Annotated in this window: 4 protein-coding genes; all 4 read right to left on the reverse strand. The window is 74.8% G+C overall.

The annotated features are described in order from the left end of the window. Positions 1-954: UDP-N-acetylmuramoyl-L-alanine--D-glutamate ligase (gene murD / locus FJ251_13945; GenBank protein MBM4118807.1), on the reverse strand; the 954-nt coding region annotated here is incomplete at its 3' end. Between the two features lie 10 nt (positions 955-964). Then, entirely contained in the window at positions 965-2,053 is a 1,089-nt protein-coding gene (locus FJ251_13950) for a phospho-N-acetylmuramoyl-pentapeptide-transferase (GenBank protein ID MBM4118808.1), read from the reverse strand. Further along, positions 2,054-3,466 carry a UDP-N-acetylmuramoyl-tripeptide--D-alanyl-D-alanine ligase gene (locus tag FJ251_13955; protein ID MBM4118809.1) on the reverse strand — a complete coding sequence of 471 codons (1,413 nt, stop codon included), beginning with the start codon at positions 3,464-3,466 and terminating at the stop codon, positions 2,054-2,056. After that, on the reverse strand, positions 3,463-4,370 hold a 908-nt coding region (locus FJ251_13960; protein ID MBM4118810.1), incomplete at its 5' end, for a UDP-N-acetylmuramoyl-L-alanyl-D-glutamate--2,6-diaminopimelate ligase. The genes FJ251_13955 and FJ251_13960, both read right to left, overlap by 4 nt.

The following is a 4,370-nucleotide window of genomic DNA, read 5'->3' on the forward strand; positions in this document are numbered from 1 at the left end:
GGGGCCGAGGCGGCCCACTTCCTCCATGCGGTGCGCGAGACCGCGGAAGCTCGCGAGTCCGCGGGCAAGGCCCTCGGCGTCGTCGGCGAAGGGCAGCACCAGCGAGACGGCGGCCAGGGCATTGGCGAGGTTGTGGCGGCCCGGGATCGGCAGCGCCGCGGCCTCGAGGAGCGTGCGCTCGCGGCCGCCGTAGCGGAAGGCGAGGCGGCCCCCGGCGAGGAAGCTGCCCTCGCCGCCGGGCGGCGGTCCGCCGAGCGAGAAGGGCAGGCGGCGCGCAGGGCAGCTCGCGAGCCGGCGCGCGGCCTCGGCGTCCTCGCCGAGCACGAGCGTGTCGGCCGGGCCCATCGCCGCAAAGAGCTTCAGCTTCGCGGCGTAGTAGTCCTCCAGGCGCCCGTAGCGGTCCAGGTGATCCGGGCTCAGGTTGAGCAGGGTGGCGCACTTGGGATGGAAACGCGTGAAGGTCTCGGCCTGGAAGCTGCTCACCTCGACGACGTAGAGTTCCGCGTCCGGCTCCTCGATCAGCAGTTCGGCCAGCGGCCGACCGAGGTTGCCGCCCGCGGGCGCGCGCCGGCCCTGGGCTGCGAGCAAGTGGGCCGCGAGGCTGGTCACCGTGCTCTTGCCGTTGCTGCCCGTGACGGCGAGGATCGGCACCGGGCAGCGCAGGAAGGCCTCCTCGAGTTCGCCGGTGATCGGCAGGCCCTCGGCGAGGGCGGCCCGCAGCGCGGGGCTCGTCGGCGGCACGCCGGGCGAGAGCAGCACGCGGGCGACGCCCGCCAGCCACTCGGGCTGGAAGGCGCCCTGGCAGCGCTCGGCGCCGGCCAGCTCGCGCGGGAGCGCCGGGGGCAGGGCCTTCTCGTCGGCGAGACGCACGGGCTCGCCGGCCGCGACGAGGAGCCGCGCGGCGGCGATGCCGCTGCGCCCCGTGCCCAGGATCAGCGTCAGTCCGGCGCCCACCCTGCCCCCCCTAGCGCAGCTTGAGCGTGCTGAGGCCGACCATGGCCAGCAGCACGGCGAGGATCCAGAAGCGCACGACCACCTTGGACTCGTGCCAGCCGCCCAGCTCGAAGTGGTGGTGCAGCGGCGCCATGCGGAAGACCCGCCTGCCGCGCCGTTTGAAACTCCAGACCTGCAGCATCACGCTGAGCGCTTCGAGTACGAGCACGCCGCCGAGGACGACGAGCAGCAGCTCCTTCTTGATCAGGATGGCGACGGTGCCGAGCGCGCCGCCCAGGGCGAGGCTGCCCGTGTCGCCCATGAAGAGCTCGGCCGGGTGGGCGTTGAACCAGAGGAAGCCCAGGCTCGCCCCCACCATCGCCGCGCAGAAGACGGTCAGCTCGCCCGCCCCCGGCAGATAGACGATGTTCAGGTAATCGCTGAAGACGCGGTGGCCGCTCACGTAGGTCAGTCCCGTGAAGGCGACGAAGACGATGCTGACGACGCCGATCGCGAGGCCGTCGAGGCCGTCGGTGAGGTTGACCGCGTTGCTGGTCCCCGTGATGACCAGCACGACGAGCGGAATGTAGAAGAGACCCAGGTTGAGCAGCACGCCCTTGAAGAAGGGCAGCTCCATCGTCTCGCCCGCGTGACCGGCTTCCAGCGGGAAAAAGTAGAGCACGAGACCGAGCGCGAGGCCAAGCGCGATCTGGCCGACCAGCTTGTAGCGGCCCACCAGGCCCTTGCTCTGCTTCTTCACCACCTTCAGGTAGTCGTCCATGAAGCCGAGCAGTCCGGTGCCCAGGGTGACGGCGACGACGAGCTGGATGTAGCGGTTCGTCAGGTCCGCCCAGAGCAGGGTCGGCGCGATCACGCCGGCGAGGATGAGGAGGCCGCCCATCGTCGGCGTGCCCGCCTTCTGCTTGTGCCCCGCCGGGCCCTCGGCGCGGATCTGCTCGCCGAGCTGCAGCCGGCGGAGGCGGCGGATCAGCCAGGGCCCCAGCAGGAAGCTGATCACGAGCGCGGTCACGAAGGCGTAGGCGCTGCGGAAGGTGATGTAGCGCAGGACGTTGAAGCCGCTGAACCAGTCGACCAGCAGGCCGTGCAGGTGGTAGAGCATCTAGGTCCGCACCTCGCGCGCTTGCCCCGCCGCCTGCTCGAGCGCGGCGATCACGCGCTCCATCGCCATTCCGCGCGAGCCCTTGACGAGGATGAGGTCGCCCGCGCCGAGCTGCGGTGCGAGCGCCGCGGCCAGGGTTTCCGGATCGGGGTAGTGGCCGGCCGCGAGCCCGCCCGCGCGGGCCGCCGCCACCAGCTCTGCGCAGAGCGGCCCGCAGGCGAGGAGCCCCGCGAGGCCGCCGCGCGCGGCGGCCTCCGCCCCGAGGGCGCGGTGCGCCGCCGGTCCGGCCGCGCCGAGTTCCAGCATGTCGCCGAGCGCCGCCCAGCGCCGGCCGCCCGCGGGCGCGCTCGCCAGCCAGGCGAGGGCCGCGCGCATCGAGTCCGGGTTCGCGTTGTAGCTGTCATCGACCAGGGTCCAGTCGCCGAGGCGGAAACTGCCGCCGCGGTTCGTCTCGCGGAAGGCGGCCGGCGCGGCCGCGGCCAGCGCCGCGGGCTCGGCGCCGAGCTGGCGCGCGAGCAGCCAGGCCGCGGCGAGCGCGAGCTGGCTGTGCGGCCAGGGGCGCGGTAGGCGGATCGCCACGCCCTCCAGGCGCAGGCGGCGCGCCCCCGGGCCCTCGGGGCCGAGGTCTTCCACGCGCAGGTCAGCGGCCGGTCCCCGCCCCCAGCGCAGGACCCGCGCCCGGGTCAGCGCCGCCAAGCGGGCGGCGAAGGGGCCGTCGGCGTCGAGCAGCAGGAGCCCTCCGGCGGGGAGCGCCGCCGCCAGTTCCCCCTTCGCGCGGGCGACGCCCTCGAGATCGCCCAGCACCTCCAGGTGCGCGGCGCCGATGTTCGTGATCACCCCCGCCTGCGGGGGAAAGAGCGCGGCCAGGCGCGCGATCTCGCCGAAGCTCGAGCAGCCCATCTCGAGGACGAGGTAGCGCGTCCCCGGCGGCGTGGCGAGCACGGTGCAGGGCAGGCCGATCTGGTTGTTCAGGTTGCCCTCGCTCGCGCGCGTCGGGCCGAGCGTGGCGAGCAGCGCGGCGCAGCAGTCCTTGGCCGCCGTCTTGCCGTTGCTGCCCGTGACGCCGACCACGAAGGGCGCGAGGCGGGCGAGCCAGGCGCTCGCGAGCGCCTGCAGCGCGCCGAGCGCGTCCTGCACCAGGAAGAGCGAGGTCGCCGCGTGCGCTGGGTCGGCGGCCAGGCCCGCGTAGCGCTCTGCGTCGGCGAGCAGGGCGCCGCCCGCGCCCGCGGCGAGGGCGGCCGCCGCAAACGCGTGGCCGTCGGTCTGCGCGCCGGGCAGGGCGACGAAGAGCTCGCCGGACGCGAGGCGCCGGCTGTCCTGCCGCGCGCCGGCGATCGGCCGCGCGCCGAGCCGGGCCGCGCGCAGCTCGCCGGCGCCACGCAGCGCCCCTTCGATCCAGCTCGGCTCGATCATGCGCGCTCGCTCCGCTCCGCCCAGGCCTTGCCCAGTTCCTCGGCGTCGTCGAAAGGCTGGAAGACGCCGGCGATCTCCTGCGTGCACTCGTGGCCCTTGCCGAGCAGCGCGACGAGATCCGCCGGTCCGGCCAGCGCCAGCGCGAGGCGAATGGCGCGGGCCCGGTCGGGCTCCTTGTGCCAGCTTTTCCCCGCGCGGTCCATCCCTGTTTCGATCTCGGCGAGGATGGCGAGGGGATCCTCGCTGCGCGGGTTGTCGCTGGTGAGCACGACGAGGTCGGCGCCCGCCTGCGCCGCGGCGCCCATCAGCGGCCGCTTGCCGCGGTCGCGGTCGCCCCCCGCGCCGACGACGGCGATCAGGCGACCCGGGCAGAGCGGGCGCAGGGCCGCCAGCACGCGGGCGATGGCGTCCGGGCTGTGAGCGTAGTCGACGAGGGCAGCCGGCCCGCCCGGCAGGACGACGCGCTGCAGGCGGCCCGGCACGCCCGCGAAGGCCGCCAGGCGCTCGGCGAGGAGGACGGGCGGCTGGCCCAGCGCGAGGCAGAGGGCGAGCGCGCCCGCCGCGTTGCTCACGTTGAAGTCGCCGATGAGCGGCGACACGAAATCCTGCCGCCCGGCGGCCCAGCGCAGGGCGAAACGGCTCGCCGTGGCGGCGAGCGCCTCGGCCTCGATGCGGAAGTCGGCGCCCGGAGCGCGGCCGTAGCTCAGCACGCCGTCGGCGCCCGCCAGCGGGCCGAAGGCGGGATCGTCCGCGTTGACCAGGGCCGGCGCACTGGCCCGCCGCAGCGCCAGCAGGCGGAGCTTGGCGGCGCGGTAGCGCGCCATGTCGCCGTGGTAGTCCAGGTGGTCGCGGCTGAGGTTCGTGAAGAGGACACCCGCGAAGGCGAGGCCGGCCACGCGCTCCC

The organism is bacterium, from assembly GCA_016873475.1.
Classification (GTDB): Bacteria; Krumholzibacteriota; Krumholzibacteriia; order JACNKJ01; family JACNKJ01; genus VGXI01.